Source organism: Simplicispira suum (assembly GCF_003008595.1).
Lineage (GTDB): Bacteria > Pseudomonadota > Gammaproteobacteria > Burkholderiales > Burkholderiaceae_C > Simplicispira > Simplicispira suum.
Map to the genome: position 1 here is coordinate 2,782,453 of NZ_CP027669.1, position 20,415 is coordinate 2,802,867.

General features: G+C 65.1%; 14 protein-coding genes. 6 read left to right on the forward strand and 8 right to left on the reverse strand.

The window, feature by feature from the left end; translation table 11 throughout:
* Positions 1-28: 28 nt before the first annotated feature.
* Entirely contained in the window at positions 29-2,626 is a 2,598-nt protein-coding gene (mutS, locus tag C6571_RS12935; protein WP_106447047.1) for a DNA mismatch repair protein MutS, read from the reverse strand.
* Between the two features lie 235 nt (positions 2,627-2,861).
* On the opposite strand from mutS, the gene C6571_RS12940 reads away from it, so the two are divergent.
* From C6571_RS12940 to C6571_RS12950, 3 genes are read left to right on the forward strand one after another with little or no spacing between them, the layout of a single operon-like run.
* The gene (locus C6571_RS12940; protein WP_245901277.1) at positions 2,862-5,411 is read left to right on the forward strand and encodes a sensor domain-containing protein; all 2,550 of its coding nucleotides are present in this window, start codon (positions 2,862-2,864) and stop codon (positions 5,409-5,411) included.
* 24 nt (positions 5,412-5,435) lie between these two features.
* Positions 5,436-10,283, forward strand: a complete 4,848-nt coding sequence (locus tag C6571_RS12945; RefSeq protein WP_245901278.1) for a response regulator — start codon at positions 5,436-5,438, stop codon at positions 10,281-10,283.
* Positions 10,273-11,397, forward strand: coding sequence for a response regulator (locus C6571_RS12950; protein WP_106448235.1), 1,125 nt, complete (start codon positions 10,273-10,275; stop codon positions 11,395-11,397). Before C6571_RS12945 ends, C6571_RS12950 begins: the two co-directional genes overlap by 11 nt.
* A 12-nt stretch (positions 11,398-11,409) precedes the next feature.
* Here C6571_RS12950 and C6571_RS12955 read toward each other — a convergent pair whose 3' ends face one another.
* Positions 11,410-12,324 (reverse strand): inositol monophosphatase family protein, encoded by a 915-nt coding sequence (locus C6571_RS12955; protein WP_106447048.1) that lies wholly within the window; start codon positions 12,322-12,324, stop codon positions 11,410-11,412.
* A 144-nt stretch (positions 12,325-12,468) separates the two neighbouring features.
* On the opposite strand from C6571_RS12955, the gene C6571_RS12960 reads away from it, so the two are divergent.
* Positions 12,469-13,284: an RNA methyltransferase gene (locus tag C6571_RS12960; RefSeq protein WP_106447049.1), complete on the forward strand. Its 816-nt coding sequence runs from the start codon at positions 12,469-12,471 to the stop codon at positions 13,282-13,284.
* Positions 13,285-13,319: 35 nt separating this feature from the next.
* Positions 13,320-14,096 carry a serine O-acetyltransferase gene (gene cysE / locus C6571_RS12965; RefSeq protein WP_106447050.1) on the forward strand — a complete coding sequence of 259 codons (777 nt, stop codon included), beginning with the start codon at positions 13,320-13,322 and terminating at the stop codon, positions 14,094-14,096.
* 220 nt (positions 14,097-14,316) lie between these two features.
* Here cysE and C6571_RS12970 read toward each other — a convergent pair whose 3' ends face one another.
* The 3 genes from C6571_RS12970 to yjgA are packed head-to-tail and all read right to left on the reverse strand — an operon-like array spanning position 14,317 to position 16,636.
* Entirely contained in the window at positions 14,317-15,333 is a 1,017-nt protein-coding gene (locus C6571_RS12970; RefSeq protein WP_106447051.1) for a PDDEXK family nuclease, read from the reverse strand.
* Between the two features lie 33 nt (positions 15,334-15,366).
* Positions 15,367-15,975 (reverse strand): molybdopterin adenylyltransferase, encoded by a 609-nt coding sequence (mog, locus tag C6571_RS12975; RefSeq protein WP_106447052.1) that lies wholly within the window; start codon positions 15,973-15,975, stop codon positions 15,367-15,369.
* Complete coding sequence (gene yjgA, locus C6571_RS12980) at positions 15,968-16,636, reverse strand: ribosome biogenesis factor YjgA (protein WP_106447053.1); 669 nt, start codon at positions 16,634-16,636, stop codon at positions 15,968-15,970. Before yjgA ends, mog begins: the two co-directional genes overlap by 8 nt.
* Positions 16,637-16,719: 83 nt before the next feature.
* Here yjgA and pmbA point away from each other — a divergent pair, with 83 nt between their 5' ends.
* Positions 16,720-18,108: a metalloprotease PmbA gene (gene pmbA / locus C6571_RS12985; protein ID WP_106447054.1), complete on the forward strand. Its 1,389-nt coding sequence runs from the start codon at positions 16,720-16,722 to the stop codon at positions 18,106-18,108.
* A 54-nt stretch (positions 18,109-18,162) separates the two neighbouring features.
* Here pmbA and C6571_RS19725 read toward each other — a convergent pair whose 3' ends face one another.
* From C6571_RS19725 to C6571_RS12995, 3 genes are all read right to left on the reverse strand, one after another.
* A complete protein-coding gene (locus tag C6571_RS19725; RefSeq protein ID WP_170094739.1) occupies positions 18,163-18,339 on the reverse strand; it encodes a hypothetical protein in 177 nt (58 codons plus the stop codon).
* A complete protein-coding gene (locus C6571_RS12990) occupies positions 18,336-19,436 on the reverse strand; it encodes a tartrate dehydrogenase (RefSeq protein WP_106447055.1) in 1,101 nt (366 codons plus the stop codon). Before C6571_RS12990 ends, C6571_RS19725 begins: the two co-directional genes overlap by 4 nt.
* A 136-nt stretch (positions 19,437-19,572) precedes the next feature.
* A complete protein-coding gene (locus C6571_RS12995) occupies positions 19,573-20,394 on the reverse strand; it encodes an aldolase/citrate lyase family protein (protein ID WP_106447056.1) in 822 nt (273 codons plus the stop codon).
* Positions 20,395-20,415: the final 21 nt, after the last annotated feature.

The following is a 20,415-nucleotide window of genomic DNA, read 5'->3' on the forward strand; positions in this document are numbered from 1 at the left end:
GCCATCATGCGGCATGAAAATTGGCGGGTCAAGTTCGCGGCAGCGCGCCCTTGAGCTGGTACAGCGCGTCAAGCGCCTCGCGCGGGCTGAGCTTGTCGGGGTCGAGGGCCGCCAAGGCCGCTTCGACGCGGCTGGGCGCGTTCATTTCGGGGGCTGGCGGCGGGGCAAACAGGTCCACCTGCAGCTTGCCTTCACCGGCGCGCGCCTCCAGGGCTTCGAGTGCGTGGCGCGCATGGTTGAGCACGGTGGCCGGCATGCCGGCCAGTTTCGCCACCTGAATGCCGTAGCTGCGGCTGGCCGGGCCGGGGGAGATCTCGTGCAGGAAGACGATGTCGCTGCCCGATTCGGCCGCGCTCACATGCATGTTGACGGCGTGGCGCGCCTTGGCGGGCAGTTCGGTCAGCTCGAAGTAGTGCGTGGCAAACAGCGTGAAGGCGCGGGTTTTGTCGTGCAGTTGCGTGGCAATGCTGCCGGCCAGCGCCAGGCCGTCGAAGGTGCTGGTGCCGCGGCCGATTTCGTCCATCAGCACCAGGCTGTGCGGCGTGGCGGCGTGCAGGATTTGTGCGGCCTCCAGCATCTCCAGCATGAAGGTGGACTGCGCGTTGGCCAAATCGTCCGCCGCGCCAATGCGCGTGTGGATGGCGTCGATGGGCCCCAGCCGGCAACTGGCCGCCGGCACATGGCTGCCGATGCTGGCGAGCAGGACGATGAGCGCCACCTGGCGCATGTAGGTCGATTTGCCGCCCATGTTGGGGCCGGTGATGACCTGCATGCGCGTGTTGGCGTTGAGGCGTGTGCTGTTGGCGATGAAGGCGCCGCTCGATGTTTCTGCCAGACGCGCTTCGACCACCGGGTGGCGACCGGCGTCGATCTCGATACAGGGCTCGGCCACAAACTGCGGCGCGCACCAGTTCAGCGTGAGCGAGCGCTCGGCCAGGCAGCAGAGGACATCGAGCGTGGCCAGCGCCTCGGCCAGGCGGGTCAGCTGCGGGATGTGGGGCTGGAGCTGGGCCAGCACCTGGTCGTAAAGCCACTTCTCGCGCGACAGGGCCCGCTCAGAGGCCGACAGCGCCTTGTCTTCAAACGCCTTGAGCTCGGGTGTGATGAAGCGCTCGGCGTTCTTCAGCGTCTGGCGGCGCCGGTAGTCCTCGGGCACCTTGGCGAGCTGGCTGCTCGTGACTTCAATATAAAAGCCGTGCACCTTGTTGAATTGCACGCGCAGGTTGGCGATGCCGCTCCTCTCGCGCTCGCGCGCTTCCAGGTCGAGCAGAAAGGCGTCGCAGTTGGTCTGGATGGCGCGCAGCTCGTCCAGCTCGGCGTCGAAGCCGCTGGCAATGACACCGCCATCGCGCACCAGCGCGGCCGGCTCGGGGGCGATGGCGCGCGCCAGCAGGGCGGTGCAATCGGCGGGCGGCGTGAGGGCAGCAAAAATATGAGTCAAATAGGGCTCTAGCGCTTGTCCTGATTGCGCTAGCAGCTCTGTTTTTTGTAGCGTCTGGCCGAGCGCCAGCAACTCGCGCGGGCGCACCTGGCCGAGTGCGATGCGGGCGGTGATGCGCTCCACATCGCAGACGCCCTTGAGCGCGGCGCGCAGGCGCGTCCAGTTGCCGCCCTCGCGCAGCGCAGTCGTGGCCGACAGGCGCGCGCGGGCCGGGGCGCGGTCGCGCTCGGGCTCCAAGAGCCAGCGCCGCAGCAGGCGGCTGCCCATGCCGGTCATGCAGGTGTCGAGCAGGGAGAACAGCGTCGGCGCGTCGTCGCCGCGCAGCGTCTTGACGAGTTCCAGGTTGCGCCGGGTGTTGGCGGGCAGGTCGATCAGCTCGCTGCCCCGCTGTACGCGCAGGCTGTGGATGTGTGTGAGCGGCCGGCCCTGGGTGTGCTCGGCATAGTGCAGCAGCGCGGCCGCGGCGGCATGGGCCTCGTGCAGTTCGTGCGCGCCAAAGGCTTCAAGCGTGGCGACTTGCAGGTGCGCCAGCAGCGTGCGCTCGCCCAGTGCGGTGTCGAACTGCCAGTCCGGGCGCGGCGCCACGGGGCAGCCAAACGCGCCTTGCTGGCGCAGGGTTTTGAGGTGGTCTTCAAAGCGCTCGGTAACGCCGGCACTGTAGATCAGCTCGCTGGGCGCAATACGGGCCAGCCAGGCCCCCAGTTCGTCCTGCGCGCATTCGGCCAGCAGCACGCAGCCCTGCGTCACGCTCAGCCACGCCAGGCCGCAGCGCGCGCGCTTGCCGGCGTGCACCGCGAGCAAGGTGGACTCCTGCTTGTCGGACAGCAATTCGGTGTCGGTCAGCGTGCCGGGCGTGACCACGCGCACCACCTTGCGCTCCACTGGCCCCTTGGCGGTGGCCACGTCGCCCACCTGCTCGGCAATGGCCACCGATTCGCCCATGCGGATCAGGCGTGCCAGGTAGTTCTCAAGTGCGTGAAACGGCACGCCCGCCATCACCACCGGCTGGCCGGCCGACTGGCCGCGCTGGGTCAGCGTGATGTCGAGCAGGCGGGCGGCCTTCTCGGCATCGGCGAAAAAGACCTCGTAGAAGTCGCCCATGCGGTAGAGCAGCAGCGTGTCGGGGTACCCGGCCTTGAGGGCGAGGTACTGCTGCATCATGGGGGTGTGGGGCGTGTCGGTCATGCGGTGCGACAGGTTGCGACGGGCTTTGCCGAGAGGCCCTTCTTCTTTGGGGCTCGCATTGTCCCTGATCGAGCCAAGGCGTTCCAGGATTGCGCCAGCGCATCACCAGCAGAGGCGAATGGTTTGGTCGTTTCGTTACGTTTTGACATACTATGGTTTGGCGTGCCTCGTTTAATCTACGGCGCTTGTTTCAGTGCAAAACGTACCGTCTGCCTTGTTTGCGGGAGATTTTTGCGTGACCGAAATCCCGTCAGTGCTTCAAGACCCTGCTCGTGAGCCGGCGGAGCGCTCTGTGCTGCCCCCGGACATGCCGCCGCTGCAGGCCTCACTGGACGCAGTGCCCGTTGCGCTGTTGGCGTTTCGTCTGCGCGGCAGCCAATTGTGTCTGGTCTCGGCCAATGCGGCGGCGCGCCAGATGCAGGGGCTCTGGGCCGCACTTGCACCGGGCGTTTCTGCAGCCAAGGTGTTCGTTCAACTGGCCGGAACACTCTTGGTCGAACAACTGGAGTCTGTGGCGCGCACGGGCGAGGCGCTCACTTGCCGGCATGTGCTGCGCGAACAGGGGCGTCTGGTGCTGGCCTGGAAAATCCAGGCGCATTGCACCGGCCTGGGCAGCATTCTGGTGACGCTGCAGGATATTTCCGAGCTGGAGCAACTGCGCTACACGCTGTCCGATGCCGAGGCGGTGTTGCAAGACACGCGGCTTGAGCTGCAAGAGCAGACCGAAGTGTTCGGCACCATGGAGAGCATGGCGCGCACCGGCTATTGGCGCCGGATCCGGGACGAGGGCGAATCCGTGCTGCTGTGGTCGCCGGGGCTGTGCGACATCGCCGGGTTCGAGCGCCAGGAGTGGATCGGCACCGAGCGCGCGCTCAGCGGCGTGTTGCCGGAAGATCGAGAGCTGGTCGCATCGGCCCCCGCAGGCGAGCCCGGCAGCGACATCGAATACCGTTGGCGCCGGCCCGATGGCGAGATCCGCTGGATGCGCTCGCGCACGCGCCGCTCGGCACAGGAAGGTGGCGTGCTGGTGGAAATGGGCGTGGTGCAGGACGTGACCGAGGAGCACCGCTCTGCGGCCCGGCTGCGCGATCAGCTCGACTTCATTCAGAGCATTGCCAGCAGCATTCCAGGTTTTATCTACCAATGCCGCGTTCATCCGGACGGCAGCCACAGCCTGCCGTATGTGAGCGATGCGGTGAATGAACTGATGGGTGTGTCGCACAAGCTGGTGCGCCAGGACACGCAGGCGCTGGAGCGCAATGTCTTGCCAGCGGACCTTCCCATGCTGCGCCGATCTTTGGTCCGCGCGGTGCGCACGCTGCGGCCCTGGCATTGTGAATACCGCGTCGCAGCCCCCGATGGCACGGTGCGTTGGCATATGACGAGCGCCGCCTTGCAGGCCGAAACCGACGGCACGGTCTTGATGCACGGCTACACGATTGACATTACCGACCGCAAGCACGCAGCGCAGGAGATTGAGCGCCTGGCGTTCTATGACGTGCTCACCCAGTTGCCCAACCGCCGCTTGCTGCTGGACCGTCTGCAGCGCTCGGTGCTCAGCAGCCAGCGCAATCACGAGCATGGGGCGCTGCTGTTCATTGATCTGGACAATTTCAAGGACCTCAACGACACCCTGGGCCACGACATGGGAGATCAGCTGCTCAGCCAGGTCGCCACGCGCCTGGTGGGCAGCGTGCGCCAATGCGACACCGTGGCCCGCTTTGGCGGCGACGAATTCGTCGTGCTGATCGATGGCCTGGACGAGGGTCTGGCGCAGGCCCGCGTGCAGGCCGACGCGGTCGCCATCAAGCTGCTGCTCAGCCTGAACAAGCCCTTTGAGCTGGCCGGCCAGCAGCACTACAGCACCCCCAGCATCGGGCTGACCTTGTTCGGTCAGGAGCGCCTGAGCGTGGACGAACTGCTCAAACGCGCCGATCTGGCGATGTACGAATCCAAGGCGGCCGGGCGCAATACGCACCGGTTTTTTGACCCCGGCATGCAGGAGGCGCTGCACGCGCGCTCCAGCCTGGAAATCGATCTGCGCCAAGGGCTCGCCAACGGCGAGCTGTTTGCGCACTACCAGGCGGTGGTGGATCCGCAGGGCAAGGTCCATGGCGTAGAGGCTTTGGCCCGCTGGAACCACCCGGAGCGCGGTGCCATCAGCCCCGTGGAGTTCATTCCACTGGCCGAACAGACGGGTTTGATCCTGCCTCTGGGCGAGAAAATCCTGCGTGCGGCCTGCGAGCAGTTGGTGCGTTGGGCCGCCAGTGAACAAACGGCGCATCTAAGCATGGCGGTCAACGTCAGCGCGCGGCAATTTCGCCAGCTTGATTTTGCGGCCCAGGTGCTGCAGATTTTGCGCGAAACCGGCGCCAATCCCCGGCGCCTGCGGCTCGAACTGACCGAGAGCCTTTTGCTGGGAGATATCGAAGGCACGGTGGCACGCATGGAGGAACTCAAGCGCGAAGGTGTGGGTTTTGCGCTGGACGACTTTGGCACCGGCTACTCCAGCCTGGCGTACCTGAAGCGCCTGCCGCTCGACCAATTGAAGATTGACCGCGGCTTTGTGCGCGATGTGCTGACCAACCCCAACGATGCAGCGATTGTGCGCACGGTGCTGGCCCTGGCAGACAGCCTGGACCTGACCGTGGTGGCCGAGGGCGTGGAAACGGTGGAGCAACTGGGTTTCCTTTGTTTGCACGGTTGCGTGCAATTCCAGGGCTACCTGTTTGGCCGCCCCGGCCCGGTGGGCGGCGTGGAGGCGCTGCTTGATGGAGGCGCCTGAACGCTTCGGCAGGAGCTGGCTGCCATGCCCATGCTGATGGGCGCCCCACCCGAGCAGCGCGTGCCCTTGTTCAGGGGGCTTTTGCTTGTGCTGCTGCTGTCCGTTGCGGCGGCCTTCGCGGTCCTGGACGTGGTTTCAGACATGCGTGCGGCTGAGCACCAGACACGGCGGCAGGAACTGCTTGAGCGCACCAGCGCAGCGCTGGCCGGGCAGACAACGCGCAGCGCGCTGGTGGGCGCCGTGACCTTGCTGGGTTTGAGCGAGCCCCTGCTCAAAGCAGTGGCCCGTGGCGCGCAGGCACCCGACGCCTCTGCTGCGCTGGCTGCCCTGGCTGTGGCCCGCAAGCGATTTGCCCTGGACGGCGCTTACGTCATCAACGCCGACGGCATTGTCGTCGCCCACGACACGGTGGGCACGCGGTCCACGGGTCTGGATGTCGCCTTCCGCCCCTACTTCCAGCAGGCTTTGCAGGGGCAGGTCAGTGTCTACGCAGCCGTTGGTGCGCAGACCAACGAGCGTGGCTTCTACGTGGCTGCGCCGCTGTATGCGGGCGATACCGTGCAGACCCCGGTCCTGGGCGCGGTGATGCTCAAGATGCCGTTTGATTCCATCGATTCCGTGCTGGCGCGCACCGGTCTGCCCAGCTTGCTGCTGTCGCCCCAGGGCGTGGTCATGGCGGCCACCCGACCGGAATGGCTTTATGCACTGGCGCCGCCGCTGACCCAGCAGCGCATGGAGGACATCGCACGCGTGCGTCAGTTTGGCCGCCATTTTGAGCGGGGCGGTGCGTCGGAGCTGCCATTTGCACAGAATGCGTCGCAGGTGCTGCTCAATGGTGCAGAGCACGCCATTGAGCGCCACGCTGTCGAATGGAGCGATCCGAACGGGCCGTGGTCCCTGGTGGTACTGGAAGACGTCTCACAAATATTGCCTCTGTTCGATCGCTTGCGCTACGGCAGCGCGGCCTTTGTCTTCTTTTTCCTCCTCGGCCTGTTGCTGCTTGAGCTGCTGCGCGGCCGGGCCCGAATGGCCGCGTCGCGCCAACGCTTGAAGGTGTTGGGCACCGCCCTGGAGAACAGCCCGGTTTCCGTGGTGGTCACCGATGCCCAGGGCGTCATCGAATGGGTCAACCCCGAATTTGAACGCAACACCGGCTACAGCCTGGCCGAAGTGCAGGGCCGCAAACCCTCGTTGCTCGCCAGCGGCAAGACGCCGGTGCAAAGCTTCCACGAAATGTGGTCCGCGATGCTGACAGGCCATCCCTGGAAAGGGACGTTCATCAACCGGCGCAAGGACGGCACCCAATACCAGGAGACCGCCACGCTCTCGCCGGTGCTCAATGCACAGGGACGCTGCATTGGCATGGTGGGCCTGCATCTGGACGTCTCCGCGCGCATGGAAGAGCAGCAACGGCTGCGACGCAGCGAACGCCGTCTCAAAGAGCTGCTGGAGCAGCAGAACGCCATTTTTGACAACGCGCCCCCGGTATTGCTGACTTGTGACGGCCTCATGCGCCGTTTCAACCCGGCCTTTGTTGCCTTGGCGGGTGGCACGGCGGCGCAACTGCAGGACCAGCCCGTCAGCCTGCTCTTTGGCGGCGCCGAGCAGCATGCCGCGTTTTCCGCGCGGGTGGCGCCGCAACTGGCGCAGGGGCTGGCGGTGCGGGAACACTGGGCGGTGCAGCGTCTGGACGGCGTGCGCATGGAAGTGCGCATTTCGGCGCGCAGCGTGCAGGTGGAGGGGTTTGCCCAAGCGGCGCTCTGGATCATTGAAGATGTCACCGAAGCGCGCCGCATCGAGGCGGCCATGCGCGAGACCAGCGAGCGGCTGGAGCTGGTCCAGGGGGCCGGCAAGATGAGCGTGTTTGACGTCGACCTGCGCACGGGCCGCTGCATCTGGCGCCAGAAGAACCCTGGGGTAGACGGCATTGTTGAGCGCGTGTTCGACGACTGGCTTGCCGCCTGGAAAGAGCGCCTGCTCCCGGCCGATCGTGCGCCGGCCATTGAGCGCATGCAGGCCGCCTTGCAAGGCGCGGTCACCAGTTTCAGCGATGCCTGGCGCTTGCAGCGGTTCGAAGGCGGCGTGCACTGGTATGCCTGTACTGCGCGCATTTTGCGCAATGCAACGGGCGAAGCCGAGCGCATGGTGGGTGTCAATGTGGACATCGACGCCTACAAGAAGCTGGAAGACCAGGTGGCAGCCCAGGTGCAGTTTCAGGAGGTGCTGATGGACACCATTCCGGTGCCCATCTTCTACAAGGACGAGCTGGGCCGCTACCTGGGTTTCAACCGCGCGTACGAACAGGCCTTTGGTATCCGGCGCGAAGATTTTCTGGGCAAGACAGTCCAGGATCTGGCCCACCTGTCTCAGGAGAAGCGCGATTGCTTCCAGCACGATGCACTGACCGCATTGCATGGCACGCAGGCAGTGCACCGCGAGGTGCTCATGCCCTATGCCGACGGCCAGATGCACCACACCCTGTTCTGGCTGCAGGCGTTTCGGCGGCCCGATGGTGCCCCCGGCGGGGTCATTGGCACCTTTGTCGATATCAGCGAACGCGAGCAGATGCAGCAGGAACTGCGCCGCGCCAAGGAGGTGGCCGAGGAAGCCACCGCGCTGAAGTCGAATTTTCTGGCCAACATGAGCCACGAAATCCGCACGCCCATGAACGCCATCATCGGCATGTCGCATCTGGCGCTCAAGTCGGGGCTTGATGCGCGCCAGCACGACTATGTGAGCAAGATCCAGCAGGCGGGACAGCACCTGATGGGCGTGATCAACGGCATTCTTGATTTTTCGCGCATCGAGGCCGGCAAGCTGCAGATCGAGCCGCGTCCCTTTGTGCTGGAGCAGGTGCTCCATGGCGTTGTCGACGTGGTCAGCCACAAGGCAAGCGCCAAGGGGCTGGAGCTGATCTGTGACGTGGCGCCCGATGTGCCGCAGAACCTGCTGGGCGACGCGCTGCGCATCGGCCAAATCCTTATCAACTACACCAGCAATGCCATCAAGTTCACGCAGCAGGGCGACATCGGCATCGTGGTGCGCGTTCAGGCAGACCAAGGCGAGCAGGTGTTGCTGCGTTTCGAAGTGAGCGACACCGGCATCGGCCTCTCGGCAGAGCAGATCGAGCGCTTGTTCCAGAGCTTCCAGCAAGCCGATGCCTCCACCACGCGCCGCTATGGCGGTACCGGCCTGGGCCTGGCGATCAGCAAGAGCCTGACCGAGCTGATGGGCGGCCAAGTGGGGGTGCGCAGCGAGCCGGGTCAGGGCTCCACCTTCTGGTTTACGGTGCCGCTGCAGCGCGGCGTGCCGGCGCGCCGATTGTTGCCTCGGCCGGATCTGCGTGGTCTGCGCGTGCTGGTGGTCGATGACAACCTCCATGCGGCGGCCGTGCTTGCTGAAATGCTGCAGGCCATGAGCTTTGACGCACACGAGGCGCATTCCGGCGCCGAGGCCCTGGCGGCGCTGGAGCAGGCGGCCGCCCAGAAGAAACCCTTTGACCTGGTGGTGCTCGATTGGCAGATGCCCGGCATGGACGGACTGGAGCTGGGTCGGCGCATTGGCGAGATGCGCCTGCCCAAAGTGCCGCGGCGGGTCATGGTGACGGCCTTCGGCCGCGAGGACGTGCTGTGCTCGGCCCGGCAGCAGGGCATCGAAGAGGTTCTGATCAAGCCGGTGAGCGCCTCAGTCATGTTTGATACCGTCATGCTGGTGTTGGGCGAAGGGCTTGCACAGGCCAAGGCCGCTTTGGCAGAACCGCAGGGCAGACCTGCCGACCCCGCTTTCTCCCTGCAAGGAGTCCGCGTGCTGCTGGTAGAGGACAACGAACTCAACCAGCAGGTGGCGCAGGAGCTCTTGCGCGAGGTGGGTGTGGACGTGGATGTTGTTGTCGATGGTCAGCAGGCGGTGGAGCGGGCCTGCACTGCGCCCTACGACCTGGTGCTGATGGACATGCAAATGCCGGTGATGGATGGCCTGGAGGCCACGCGCCGACTGCGGGCCGAACCCCATCTGGCGCATTTGCCCATTGTTGCCATGACGGCCAACGTGCTGGAATCGGAGCGCCAGCGCTGCCTGGATGCCGGCATGAATGACCACCTGGCCAAACCCATCGTTCCGGAGCGGCTGTGGGCGGTGTTGCAGCACTGGATACGGCCCGCCGCCGCGCTGCCCGGCGCAGCGAGTGATCGGGATGCCGAGAACACCGTGCTCCCGGCTGCAGCAGAGATTGATCTCCCACAAGGCCTGCGCCACGCCATGGGGCGGCCCGCTCTTTATGCCGATACGCTGCGGCGCTTTCTGCACAGCCAGGAAGGCGCCGCCGAGCGCATTGCCGCTGCGCTGACAGCAGGCGATGCAGCACTGGCCCTGCGGGAGGCCCACACGCTGCGCGGCCTCGCCGGCACTGTGGGCGCGGTGGCCGTTCAGACCTGCGCAGGCGAGCTGGAAGAGGCGCTGCGGGCTGGTTCTGGGCGCGCGTCCGTGGTGCCGCCCTTGCTTGATGCGTTGCGGCGCGCGCTCGATACGCTTCTGGATGCGCTGCAGCTCTGGCGCAGGCAACCCCTCCATGCCGCCAGTGCGAGGCCCGGTGGCGGAGAGGACGGCATTTGCGCAGACGCCGTGCGCAGCTTGCTGCATGAGTTGCAAACGCTGCTGCAGCGCGATGACCCGGACGCGCGGACATTTCTGCAAGACAATGGCCGGCTACTGAAGCCGGCCTTGGGCCCGGCCCTGCGAGATTTGCAGAGCCCTATTGACCGGTTCGACTATGAAGGTGCCCTGGCCACGCTGAACTTGTGGCTCGACCAATTCACCGGGGAATCCGGGCCGCCTGATGCGTGCCCCCCTACAGGAAGCTGCCATGCAACGTGACGAAGTTGTTCAACTGCCCGCCGAGCGGCTGGTCAGCCAGTTGCCCACCGTGTTGGTGGTCGACGACACGCCAGACAACCTGGTCTTCATGTCTTCCCTGCTCGGCGAGCATTACCGCGTCAAGGTGGCCAACAGCGGAGCGCGGGCGCTCAAAGCGGCGCAGGCTGCGCCGGTGCCCGACCTGGTGCTGCTCGACATCATGATGCCGGACATGGACGGCTACGAGGTGTGCCGCCAGCTCAAGGCCGACGATGCCACCCGCGACATCCCGGTGATTTTCCTCACCGCACGCGCCGATACCGAGGACGAGCGCAAAGGCTTCGCGCTGGGTGCGGTGGACTACGTCACCAAGCCCATCAGTCCGCCGATCGTTCTGGCGCGCGTGCAAACCCATCTGGCACTCAAGGCCACGGCCGATTTCCTGCGCGACAAAAGCGCCTATCTGGAGCGCGAGGTGGCGTTGCGCACCCTGGAGGTGCAGGCGATTCAAGATGTGACCATCATGGCCATGGCGTCCCTCGCGGAGACGCGCGACGACGAAACCGGCAACCACGTTCGCCGCACCCAGCTTTATGTCAAGGTGCTGGCCGAGCGGCTGCGTTCGCATCCCCGGTTCGAAGGCGTGCTGAGCAGCCGCATGATCGAACTGCTCTACAAGTCTGCCCCGCTGCACGACATCGGCAAGATCGGTGTGGCAGATTACCTGCTGCTCAAACCCGGCAAACTGACCGAGAGCGAGTTCGAGACCGTCAAACAGCACAGCCGGCTGGGGCGCAAGGCCATCGAAAGTGCCGAGCGCCGCCTGGGCATGCGGGTGCCATTTTTGAATGTGGCCAAGGAAATGGCCGGCAGCCACCACGAGCGCTGGGACGGTGCAGGCTACCCCGAAGGCCTGGCCGGCGACGCGATTCCGATCCCGGCGCGGCTGATGTCGCTGGCCGATGTCTACGACGCCATCATCAGCCAGCGGGTGTACAAAAGTGCCGGTACACACGAGCAGGCCTGCGTGGCCATCGTCAAAGGGCGGGGTACGCAGTTTGATCCCGACATGGTCGACGCCTTCATTGACGTTGCCGAAGAGTTTCGCAGCATTGCGCTGCGCTTTCCGGATTGAGCCTGCGGACGCTTAGAGCGGCGCGCTGCCCTCGACCTGAGCGGGAGCCTCGCCTTCGTCTTCTTGCGGCGCCAGCGCCTGCTCGGCCTGGCGCACGGCGGCCTTTTCTCCTGCGGTGGCGAACTTGCTGTATTTGCCCAAAATTTGCACCAGCTGCCCGTAGATGCGCGGCGTGCCGGCCAAGCATTCGCGCTGCTCCAGAAAATCGGCTTCGCCGGTGAAGTTGCCAATCAGGCCGCCGGCCTCGGTGACCAGCAGCGAACCCGCCGCCACGTCCCAGATCGACAGGCCGGTTTCAAAAAAACCTTCGGTGTAGCCTGCAGCCACATAGGCCAGATCCAGTGCTGCAGCGCCGGGGCGGCGCAGACCAGCGGTGCGCTGCATGACGTCGCCCATCATGTTCAGATAGTTCTTGAAGTTGTCGCCGGGCCGGTACGGGAAGCCTGTGGAGAGCAGAGATTGCTTGAGCTGCGTGCGTTTGGAGACGCGAATGCGGCGCTCGTTCTGGAAGGCACCGCGCCCTTTGGTGGCCGTGAACAGGTCGTTGCGGCTGGGGTCGTAAATGACGGCCTGCTCGATCTTGCCGCGCACCGCCAGCGCAATGCTGACGCAGTAGACCGGAAAGCCGTGAATGAAGTTGGTGGTGCCGTCCAGCGGATCGATGATCCAGACGTATTCCGAATCTTTCGCGCCATGCTCGCTGCCCGACTCTTCCGCAATGATGCCGTGCCCTGGGTAGGCCGTCAGCAGCGTTTCAATGATGGTGCGCTCGCTGGCGTGGTCGACTTCGGTGACAAAGTCATTGATCTGCTTTTGCGAAATGCGCACCGATTCCACGTCGAGCGCCGCGCGGTTAATGATGGCGCCGGCGGCGCGGGCGGCCTTGATGGCCACGTTGAGCATGGGGTGCAGATTGGGGGACGACATGGAATTTTTTAGCGGGTGGGCGGCGTGCCAGAGCGGCGCGGCGCACAGGGAGCAGGAACTGGAAATCACCAGCCGGCGATGCGGGCAGCGACAATAAGCCCTCGATTTTACGCGTCCGGCTCTTGAGCCGTCCGCGACCGTGCCATGAAAACCCGTTTCGTCCTGATCCATACCAGCCACGCCGGCAACGTCGGCGCCACCGCCCGTGCCATGAAAACCATGGGCTTTGGCGACCTGGTGCTGGTGGCTCCGCGCTGGCCCAACGTATTGCGGCGCGAGGAAACCATCCAGCGCGCCAGCGGCGCACTCGATGTGCTGGAGAACGCGCGTATCGTCGCCACGCTCGATGAAGCGCTCGATGGCGTGAGCCACCTCTGCGCCACCGCCATGACCCCGCGCGACTTTGGACCGCCCACGGTGGCGCCCCGTGCGCATTTTGAATCGCTATTGAAAAGTGAGCTTATGACGCATAGTCAGCAAGCGCTGGAGGCCAAAAACACTTTAAATATCGCATCCAATGAGACGCCACTGGCCGAGCCAGTCGCCCAGGCAGGCGTCGCCTTTCTGTTTGGCTCCGAGCGCTTTGGCATGGCCAACGAAGACGTCTACCGCTGCCACGTGGCGCTCTCCATTCCCACCAATCCGCAGTTCAGTTCACTCAATCTCGCCGCAGCGGTGCAGCTCATCGCCTACGAATGGCGCCAGGCACTGGGCGGCTTTCCCGTGCACAGCAGCACGCCGCCGGCGCAGCAGGCCGACGCCCAGCAAGTGGCTGGCATGCTGGCGCACTGGGAACAGGCGCTCGCTGCGATCGGTTTCCTGGATACGGACGCGCCCAAAAAGCTGATGCCGCGCCTGAACCAGATGTTCAACCGCGCGCAGCCAACGCAGGAGGAAATCCACATCCTGCGCGGTGTCGCCAAAGCCATGCTGCAGACCGCCGCCCAGGCAAAGCACTAAACTGGCTGCCCGCCTGCTTCACCCTCTCGTTCTCCATGTTCTCCCGCCTGCGCTCCGACATCCAATGCATCCTGGAGCGCGACCCGGCCGCGCGCAGCACGTTCGAGGTGCTCACCTGCTACCCCGGCCTGCACGCCTTGTGGCTGCACCGGCGCGCGCACTGGTGCTGGACCCATGGCCTGAAGTGGCTGGGCCGGTTCATCTCGCACCTGGCGCGCTGGTTCACCGGCATTGAAATCCACCCCGGCGCCAAGATCGGCGAGCGCGTGTTTTTCGACCACGCCATGGGCGTGGTGGTGGGCGAGACCGCCGAAATCGGCGACGGCTGCACCATTTACCAGGGCGTCACACTCGGCGGCACCTCGCTGTACAAGGGGGCCAAACGCCATCCCACGCTGGGCAAGGATGTGGTCGTCAGCGCCGGCGCCAAAGTGCTGGGCGGCTTCGAGGTTGGCGACGGCGCAAAAATTGGCAGCAACGCCGTGGTCATCAAGCCCGTTCCCGCAGGCGCCACGGCGGTGGGCATTCCGGCGCGCATCATTCCGTCGAAGGCAGGCGAGAGTGCCGACGTGACCGAACCCCAGGCCCCCAAGTTCACGGCCTACGGCATCACGCAAGAGGACGACCCGCTCTCGCAGGCCATGCGCGGCCTGGTGAAAAGCGCCGGCTCGCAGGAGCACCAGATTGCACTGCTCTGGCAAGCCATTGAAAAACTATCGGCTGGCCAGCACACCCAGAGCTGTGTACCGGGTGACGCGGCGCTGAAAGAGCAGTTCGAGGCGGGCAAGTTCAATGATTTGATCGGCAAATAGCTAGCGAATGAACCTTCACGCCATCGCTGCGCTCGGCAGGGTGATGAACAGAGAGCGCGGCGCAGGCATTGGGGTTGGATAACGATTTTGCGCAACAAAACTCGTTCTCCAATCCCGGACTGTTGAGCGCAGCCTTGCTGAGAGGCCTGCTTTCCGGGGATTCGCAGGCTGCCGCAGGGTGTTTCAGTGATCTTGCTATTCGGGCCAGTTCTTCGCTGCTTCATGCGGGCCGAAGAATCTCTTTCAGATGTTTGGGTAGCGCTCTGAGGCTGAGGAAGGTCAGTTCATACATGGCCGTCAGCCCTGCGGCCTGCTCCTCATCGAGATCGGTGGCGCAGATCACAAAATGGCTTCGTGGCAGCCCGAGGCGCTTGCGCAGTCGCAAGTACTTGTCGATGTCGCGGCGAAATTCCCCCGACTTGCACTCGATGCACAGCGGCGTGCCGCCTTGCGGCAGGCACAGCACGTCCAGCTCATGCAGGTCTTCATTGGGGAAAACAACTTTCACGCCACGGGCGCAAGAGAACGGCCCGCCCGATTGGTTGGCACGCTCCAGTTGCAGCATGAAGACATACCACTCCAGCCAGCCGCCGTCGAAAAACTGGCGTACCGCAGGTGCCGGTTGCAGCGTCAGGCGAACGATCTTTTCTGCCTTCTGGTAGTGGTAGCGGGCAAAAAACGTGTGGCTGTAGAGCTGGCGGCACAGGGTGTTGATGGCCTGCGCATCCTTTTGTGACAGGTTTGCCAGCTCCAGGTTCACCCAGCTGTGGCTCTTGCGATAGGCGAAGCGAATGCGCTCCATGAGTTCGCCAAAGAGCGCGTATCCGTCGCCGATCAGGCGGGCGGCATCGTCGAAAAAGCCGCTGGTATCGATGAGCGATGGATCAAAGCGCGCCTCAATCTGGCGCGCAGCGAACCAGGCTTGCAGGGGTGCGTGCTGCTCGGGCGTTGCGAGCGCGCTGGTGTTGTGCAGATCCACATCCAGGTAGGGCGCAGTGCTTTCCTGGCCTGGCTGATCCTCTGACTGCTCAGGCGGCGGCTCGGCGCTTTCGCTGGCGCGCAGCGCCGTGAGTTCGCGCGTCGCAGCAAAGTAGCGCTCCACGAGCTTCTCGACATAGAACACCGTTCCAAAGACGGTGCTGGGTGTGCCGCAGCGCGAGCATGGGGTTTGCGCACCCACAGGAAGGAGGGCGCCTTCGGCCACAAGGCCACATTGGTTACAGCGGTAAATGGGCATCGGTGCAAAGGGGTGAAAATCAGGGAACAGGCCCTAGTCGCGCAAAGGCCGTTGCGCCGTCTTGGGCCGAAACGCCTTGCACACCGCCTCGCGCGTCTCCAGGTACGGTCCACCAATCAGGTCGATGCAGTACGGCACGGCGGCAAAAATGCCGGCGGCCAGCAGGCTGCCATCGGCGGCGCGGGCGCCTTCCAGGGTTTCGGCAATGGCCTTGGGCTGGCCGGGCAGGTTGATGATCAGGCTCTGGCTGCGAACCACCGCCACCTGGCGCGAGAGGATGGCCGTGGGCACAAAGCGCAGGCTGATGCTGCGCATCTGCTCGCCAAAGCCCGGCATCTCCTTGTGCGCGATGGCCAGCGTGGCCTCGGGCGTCACGTCGCGCGGGGCCGGGCCGGTGCCGCCGGTGGTCAGCACCAGGCTGCAGCCGGCGTCCACCAGAGCCACCAGGGTGTCGCTGATGGTCTGCTGCTCGTCGGCAATCAGGCGCGGCACAAACTCGATGGGGTTGTGCAATGCGCGCACCAGCCAGTCTTGCAGCGCCGGCAGGCCCTTGTCTTCATAGACGCCGCTGCTGGCACGGTCGCTGATGGAAACGATGCCGATCTTCACCGGCTCGGGTGGGGGCAGGGCGGGGTCAGTCATTGGGCTCGTCTTCGTCGGGGGCTTCGTCGCCGGCATGGTCCGTGCCGCCAAGCTGGGCGCGCACCAGCGCAAACAGCTCGCGGTAGGCGCGGCCCTTGCGCGGCGCAGCGCCTGTGGACTCGGCAACTTTGGCGTCGTGGGCGCTCTGCGCGTCTTTGCGTGCCTGGCGGATCAGTGCGCGCAGTTGCTGGATGTCGGTGTCGGGATGCTGGGCAATCCACTCGGCCTGCGCGGCGTCTTCGGCGATCAGGCGGTCGCGCCACTGCTCGGCCTGGTGCAGCGCCATCTTCTCTTGGGCCGAGCCGCTGTGCTGCACGTCGAGTGCGGCGCGGGCGGCCTCTACGGTGGCCTCGTCAAGCTTGCGCATGAGCTTGCCGACAAACTGCATCTGCCGGCGCTTGCCCTCGAAATTGGTGATGCGCCGCGCCTCCTGCAGGGCGTCTTGCAGCTTGTCGGGCAGTTGCAGGCCGGCGAGCAGGTCGGCGCGCAGCGTGAGCAATTCTTTGCCCAGATCTTGCAGGGCATCGCTCTCGCGCTTGAGATCGGTGCGGCTCGCATCGGGCGTGCCTTTGAGCTCGGCTTTGAGTTCGACGTCGAGTTCGCTGCCTTCGGCAACGAACTGGCCGCGCACGTAGTAGCCTTTTTTGGGTTTGCGTGACATGTGGAAATCCGGGGGGTGGGGCCGCTCGTGCTAGCAGGGGCAAGCCAGCGGGTGCGGTGGCCGCAAGTATCATAGCCCTCGCCATGAACCCAACAGACACCCGCGCCGACACCGGCTTCAGCTATTCCCGTCCTTTCTTCGAGGAGCTGGTCAATCAGGCCCTGAAGCATGCCAAAAAGCTCGGCGCCACCGACGCCGCAGCCGAAGCCTCCGAAGGCAGCGGCCTGTCGGTGGGCGTGCGCAAGGGCGAGCTGGAGACCGTGGAGCGCAACCGCGACAAATCGCTGGGCGTCACGGTCTACGTCGGCCAGCGGCGCGGCAATGCGAGCACGTCGGACTTTTCGCGCGCCGCCATCGAGCAAACCGTGCAAGCGGCCTACGACATTGCCCGCTTCACCGCAGCCGACCCCATGGCCGGCCTGCCCGACGAAGCCGACATCGCCCCGCCCGAGACGCACCGCACCGATCTGGAGCTGTTCCACCCCTGGGCCTTGACGAGCGAGGAAGCGGCGCGCATTGCACTGGAATGCGAGGCGGCTGCCTTCGCCACCAGCCGGCGCATCACCAACAGCGAAGGCGCCGGCGTATCGGCGCAGCAAAGCCATTTCTTCACCGCCCACACGCGCGGCTTTCGCGGCGGCTACGCCACCTCGCGCCACAGCCTTTCCTGCGCGCCCATTGCCAAGAGCCCCGGCAAGCGCGGCGACATGCAGCGCGACGCCTGGTACACCTCCATGCGCGACGCGCAGGAACTCGCTGCGCCCGCAGCCGTAGGCCGCTACGCCGCCGAACGCGCCCTCTCACGCCTGGGCAGCCGCAAGATGCCCACCACCGAATGCCCGGTGCTCTTTGAGTCCACCCTGGCCGCTGGTCTGCTCGGCGCCTTTGTGCAGGCCGTCAGTGGCGGCGCGCTGTACCGCAAGAGCAGCTTTTTGCTCGACTCGCTGGGAAAACAGGTCTTTCCCAGGCACATCGATCTGCTCGAAGACCCCTTTGTCCGGCGCGGCAAGGGCAGCTCGCCCTTTGACGAAGAGGGCGTGCGCGTGCAGCCCCGCAAGGTGGTGGACGCCGGACGCGTGCAGGGCTACTTCCTCAGCAGCTATTCGGCGCGCAAGCTGGGCATGAAGACCACCGGCAACGCAGGCGGCTCGCACAACCTGGTGCTCACGTCCCGCCGCACCAGGAAAGACGACGACCTGGCCGCCATGCTGCAAAAGCTGGGTACGGGCCTCTTCGTCGTCGAACTCATGGGCCAGGGCGTGAACTACGTGACGGGCGACTACTCGCGCGGCGCCAGCGGTTTCTGGGTGGAGAACGGCGAAATCGCCTTTCCGGTGCACGAGATCACCATCGCCGGCAACATGCGCGACATGCTCAAGGGCATCGAAGCCGTGGGCGCGGATGTGTACAACTACGGCGCCAAGACGGTGGGCTCGGTGCTGGTGAATCGAATGAAGGTGGCGGGGAGCTGAGGGCCGGGGGGATGGCAGGCGAGTGACGAATCAAAGCGCTGATTCGTTGTGGATTCACTCCGGAGTGCGGACATCGCCATCGTCGCCTGGGGCGGATAGTGCTTGTCGCTCCAAGTCTTCATCAGAGAGTTCGGGTGCTTCGTTGAGAGCATGAAATTCTTCAATAAACGCGACGGTGGGCTCTTGCCCTTCTCCGAGCACCTGCTGGATGGTTTGTGGCGCTGCCTTCATTTCTTATGCTGGGCAACCACCCCTGCTATCGCCTCCCCCACCTGCGTCGTATTCGCCGTGCCGCCCAAATCCGGCGTGCGCGGTCCGTTTTTGATGACTTCTTCCATCGCCGCCACGATGGCATCGTGCGCGGCGCGCCCGGCACCCTGGCCGTGGGTCAGAAAATCGAGCATCAGCGCGCCCGACCAGATCATGGCGATGGGGTTGGCGATGTTCTGGCCGTAGATGTCGGGCGCCGAGCCGTGCACGGGCTCGAACAGGCTGGGGAACAGGCGCTCGGGGTTCAGGTTGGCGGACGGCGCCAGGCCGATGGTGCCGGTGGTGGCGGGGCCCAGGTCGGAGAGGATGTCGCCAAACAGGTTGGTGGCGGCCACCACGTCGAAGCGGCCCGGCTGCAGCACAAAGCGCGCGGTGAGGATGTCGATATGCTGCTTGTCCAGTGTGACTTCGGGGCAGCCCTGGGCAATGTGCTCGGCGCGCTGGTCCCACCAGGGCATGCTGATGGCGATGCCGTTGCTCTTGGTGGCCAGGGTGACGTGTTTGCGCGGGCGGCTTTGCGCCAGGTCGAAGGCGTATTTCAGCAAACGGTGGGCGCCGTGGCGCGAGTAGACCGATTCCTGGATGACGATTTCTCGCTCGGTGCCCTCGTACATGATGCCGCCGAGCGAGGTGTATTCGCCCTCGGTGTTCTCGCGCACCACCAGGTAGTCGATATCGCCCGGTTTGCGGCCCGCCAGCGGGCAGGGAACGCCTTCAAACAGGCGCACGGGGCGCAGGTTGATGTACTGGTCGAACTCGCGGCGGAATTTGAGGAGAGACCCCCACAGCGAGACATGGTCGGGCACGGTGGCGGGCCAGCCCACGGCGCCGAAGAAGATGGCGTCCATGCCAGCGAGCTGGGCCTTCCAGTCGTCCGGCATCATTTTTCCGTGGGCGGCGTAGTAGTCGCAGCTGGCCCAGGCGATGGGGGTGATGTCCAGCTGCAGGCCAAAGCGCTGTGCGGCGGCCTGCAGCACGCGCAGCCCCTCGGGCATGACTTCTTTGCCGATGCCGTCTCCGGCGATGGCGGCGATCTTGAACGCTGGGGTCTGGGTCATTGCGGGTCTTTCCAGGTCTTTGGGTACGAAATATCAGTAAAAAATGCCTCTAGCGCATATCCAGTAAGCGTTAGCAGCTATTGTTTCAATAGTAATCCACACGGTGTCGTACTTCGTACCTGATGGGCAGGAGCGATCAGTAGGCCCTGCGGGTGGCATTTTCCTTGGCGGGCACTCCCATGGCGGACACTCCATCGGCGCCAAAGCGCGCGCGCAACTGACGCGCAGCGTTGGCGAACACCAGTACATCCACGCCCACGGCCACGAAGCTGCAGCCGCGCTGCAGGTAGTGTTCCGCCAGCGCCGGGTCGGGCGTGATGATTCCGGCCGCCTTGCCGCTGGCGACGATGGTGTCGATGGCGTTCTCAATGGCCGCCTGCACGTCGGGGTGCGCCGGGTCGCTGCGGTGGCCCATGGAGGCCGATAGATCCGCCGGGCCAATGAACACGCCGTGCACCCCGTCGACGGCGCAGATATCCGGCAAATTTTTCATGGCCGTCACGGTTTCGGCCTGTACCAGCAGGCAGATTTCGTCGTCGGCAATGTCCAGGTAGTCGGTGCGGTCCGTCCACCGCGACGAGCGCGCCACCGCACTGCCCATGCCGCGCATGCCCTGCGGTGGGTACAGCGTGGCGGCGGCGACGGCGCGGGCCTGCTCGGCCGTGTCGACCATGGGCACCAGCAGCGACTTGGCGCCAATGTCGAGCACCTGCTTGATCAGTGCCGTGTCGCCCAGCGGCACGCGCACTACCGGGTGCGAAGGGTAGGGTGCAATGGCCTGCAGGGCAGCGAGGGTGCTGCGCAGGTCGTTGGGGGCGTGTTCGCCGTCGATCAGCAGCCAGTCGAAGCTGGCGGTGGCGGCCACTTCGGCGAGGTAGGCGTCCGCCATGGTGAGCCAAAGGCCGATCTGGGGCTGGCCTGCGGCCAGGGCGGATTTGAAGGGGTTGTGGGCGGGCATGGTGGTGTGGTGGGTTCAGGC

What these genes read in the sequence shown, in the direction of transcription:
- mutS (WP_106447047.1), bottom strand. Translation starts at nt 2,626, where the DNA reads ATGACCGACACGCCCCACACCCCCATGATGCAGCAGTACCTCGCCCTC.
- C6571_RS12945 (WP_245901278.1), top strand. Translation starts at nt 5,436, where the DNA reads ATGCCCATGCTGATGGGCGCCCCACCCGAGCAGCGCGTGCCCTTGTTC.
- C6571_RS12950 (WP_106448235.1), top strand. Translation starts at nt 10,273, where the DNA reads ATGCAACGTGACGAAGTTGTTCAACTGCCCGCCGAGCGGCTGGTCAGC.
- C6571_RS12955 (WP_106447048.1), bottom strand. Translation starts at nt 12,324, where the DNA reads ATGTCGTCCCCCAATCTGCACCCCATGCTCAACGTGGCCATCAAGGCC.
- C6571_RS12960 (WP_106447049.1), top strand. Translation starts at nt 12,469, where the DNA reads ATGAAAACCCGTTTCGTCCTGATCCATACCAGCCACGCCGGCAACGTC.
- cysE (WP_106447050.1), top strand. Translation starts at nt 13,320, where the DNA reads ATGTTCTCCCGCCTGCGCTCCGACATCCAATGCATCCTGGAGCGCGAC.
- C6571_RS12970 (WP_106447051.1), bottom strand. Translation starts at nt 15,333, where the DNA reads ATGCCCATTTACCGCTGTAACCAATGTGGCCTTGTGGCCGAAGGCGCC.
- mog (WP_106447052.1), bottom strand. Translation starts at nt 15,975, where the DNA reads ATGACTGACCCCGCCCTGCCCCCACCCGAGCCGGTGAAGATCGGCATC.
- yjgA (WP_106447053.1), bottom strand. Translation starts at nt 16,636, where the DNA reads ATGTCACGCAAACCCAAAAAAGGCTACTACGTGCGCGGCCAGTTCGTT.
- pmbA (WP_106447054.1), top strand. Translation starts at nt 16,720, where the DNA reads ATGAACCCAACAGACACCCGCGCCGACACCGGCTTCAGCTATTCCCGT.
- C6571_RS19725 (WP_170094739.1), bottom strand. Translation starts at nt 18,339, where the DNA reads ATGAAGGCAGCGCCACAAACCATCCAGCAGGTGCTCGGAGAAGGGCAA.
- C6571_RS12990 (WP_106447055.1), bottom strand. Translation starts at nt 19,436, where the DNA reads ATGACCCAGACCCCAGCGTTCAAGATCGCCGCCATCGCCGGAGACGGC.
- C6571_RS12995 (WP_106447056.1), bottom strand. Translation starts at nt 20,394, where the DNA reads ATGCCCGCCCACAACCCCTTCAAATCCGCCCTGGCCGCAGGCCAGCCC.